Genomic DNA, 2,544 nt, shown 5'->3' with positions numbered 1-2,544 from the left:
CCCCCGTCAACCGCGTCGACAACGCATATGGCGACAGAAACCTCGTCTGCACATGCCCCCCAATGGACGCATACGCAGACGCCGCGGAATAGGGAACCGGGCGTAGCAATCCGCGGTTTGCTCTGGCGGATTGAAATCCGAAAATGAGGGCAGCGTCCTGCGAGGCGCTGCCTCTCGTCAATTTGATGGAGGAACAATGAAACACTATGTCCTCGCAAATGATCGCGCCGACCTGGCAAAGACCGGGCCGGAGGTGCCCGAAAGAATAAAACACATCGATGTTATCCTCAGCGACACGCGGGCGCTGGCATCGGCTGAGATCGTCGTGGAGTTCTATCACGCTCTGAACAGCCTGGTCGAAAACTGCTCTTACGTCGTCAATCTCCGGGTGTCCGGAAATGACTCGGTCGGCGGGCCTCTTTATTGGGCAGGTCGGACGGCGATATTCTGGGGCGATCTGGAGAACAACTGGGACGTCTCCGGTCCGCGCAGAAGCTGGATTTCGCAAGTTCTCAACCTGTCTTCAAGGACCGTTCTGGTCGGTGGAGCTGTCCTGTTGCTGGTGCAAATGGGCAGAGCAGGCCGAAACATCGTTGCGGTTCACCCGAACTTTGCCGCGGCCGCGCTGGAAAGCGGATTGGAAAGCTGCGGTGCGGCAACCCATCTGGCCGCCGACGGGCACCCCCACAGCGCGACCAGCAGACTGAGCGCGTTGCGGTTGTTGTCCGAATTCGTGTCCATGGATCACGGAGAGCATATAGCGGACGCATTGCGCAGCTATATCGGTCTGACCGAACCTACGCAAAAACACGAAAGCAGGTTGGCTGCCCGGCTGGTGCACAGGGCAAAAGGCGATCTTCTGGTGGTGCGTACTTTGGATGCGATGCAGGAGAACATCGAAGATCCTCTGACGATCTCGGACCTTTCCCGTTTGCTCAAAACCTCGACGCGTCAACTGCAACGGCGGTTCCTGAGCAAAACCGGAGCAAAGCTTCTTTCCACGTACAAGGAGCTTCGTCTGGAACGGGCGCAGAACCTGTTGCAGTTCACGAACATGTCGCAGATCGAAATCTCGGCAGCCACCGGTTTTTCATCGCCCGTCGCTTTGAAACGTGCGTTTCAACGCTGCTACAAAACCAGCCCGGATGATGTGCGGGACCGTCGGTTCATGGGGTCGATGGCGCCGGAAGGATCCTAGCACTTCTTCGGCGTCCGCAACGGGCGATGACATCGCGTGGGCAGTTTGCCCACGCAACTTTGGTTTGGTTCACGCCGCAGCAATCTGGCTGGCCTTTTCCACCAGCACTTCGGCCTGACGGATGGAGGCGTAATCTATCAGCCGGCCGTCCAGCGAAACGGCGCCTTTTCCGTCTGCCTCGGCCTCGGCCATGGCAACAAGAATGCGCTGCGCCTTGTTGACCTCGGCGTCGGACGGCGACATCACCTCGTTCGCCAGCGCGATCTGGCTTGGATGAATGGCCCATTTGCCCTCGCAACCCAGAACGGCGGCACGTTTTGCGGCGGCCTTGTAACCGTCCGGGTCCTGAAAATCGCCAAAAGGCCCATCAATCGGACGCAGCCCGTTGGCGCGCGCCGCAACCACCATGCGGGCCAGAGCATAATGCCACATGTCACCCCAATGGGTCTGGCGACCGCCCTCGGGGTCTGCATCGGTCAAAACAGAGTAGTCCGGGTTCACACCACCGATGATCGTGGTGCGCGCACGGGTCGAGGCCGCATAGTCGGCCACGCCGAAGTGCAGGCTTTCATTGCGCTTTGATGCTGCCGCAATCTCACTGACATTCTGCATGCCAAGCGCGGTTTCGATGATGTGCTCGAACCCGATCCGTTTTTTGTAACCCTTGGCGTCTTCGATCTGGGTCACCAGCATATCGACGGCATAGACATCCGCAGCCGTTCCGACCTTGGGGATCATGATCAGGTCCAGCCGCTCACCCGCTTGTTCGACCACATCGACGACGTCGCGGTACATGTAATGCGTGTCCAGACCGTTGATCCGAACCGACATGGTCTTGTCGCCCCAGTCGATATCGTTCAGCGCCTGAATGATGTTCCTGCGGGCCTGTTCCTTTTCATCCGGTGCGACCGCGTCTTCCAGATCAAGGAAAATGACGTCTACATCGGATTTGGCTGCCTTTTCGAACATTCCGGGTTGGCTGCCGGGCACGGCCAATTCACTTCGGTTCAGTCGGGCAGGGGCTTGGTCAATGGAATGAAAGCTCATGGATTCTGGTCCTTCGTCTTACAGGTTCGGATAGATCGGGAATTTGGCGCAGAGGTCTGCGACTTCGGCCTTGACCTTGGCCTCGACGGCGCCGTTGCCGTCTTCGCCATTGGCGGCCAGGCCGTCGACCACTTCGATGATCCAGTCGGCGATCTGGCGGAATTCGACCTCGCCGAAGCCGCGGGTGGTGCCGGCGGGCGACCCCAGGCGGATGCCCGACGTGATGGTCGGCTTTTCGGGGTCAAACGGCACGCCGTTCTTGTTGCAGGTGATATGCGCGCGACCCAAGGCTTTCTCGG

General features: G+C 59.2%; 2 protein-coding genes and 1 pseudogene. 1 reads left to right on the top strand and 2 read right to left on the bottom strand.

The features are described 5' to 3' along the window. Nucleotides 1-196: 196 nt before the first annotated feature. Nucleotides 197-1,198, top strand: coding sequence for a helix-turn-helix domain-containing protein (locus ACR0A2_RS22160; protein ID WP_480837380.1), 1,002 nt, complete (start codon nucleotides 197-199; stop codon nucleotides 1,196-1,198). A gap of 69 nt (nucleotides 1,199-1,267) precedes the next feature. Here the strand turns inward: ACR0A2_RS22160 and ACR0A2_RS22155 are convergent, their stop codons facing one another. Both ACR0A2_RS22155 and glyA read right to left on the bottom strand, forming a co-directional pair. Further along, nucleotides 1,268-2,245 carry an HpcH/HpaI aldolase/citrate lyase family protein gene (locus ACR0A2_RS22155; RefSeq protein ID WP_480837378.1) on the bottom strand — a complete coding sequence of 326 codons (978 nt, stop codon included), beginning with the start codon at nucleotides 2,243-2,245 and terminating at the stop codon, nucleotides 1,268-1,270. An 18-nt stretch (nucleotides 2,246-2,263) separates the two neighbouring features. Then, a pseudogene (gene glyA, locus ACR0A2_RS22150) lies at nucleotides 2,264-2,544 on the bottom strand (serine hydroxymethyltransferase); the annotation flags it as partial.

This window comes from Ruegeria sp. H8, assembly GCF_056532905.1.
The sequence above is the reverse complement of the archived record's forward strand: the minus strand, read 5'-3'. Positions and strand labels throughout refer to the sequence as shown.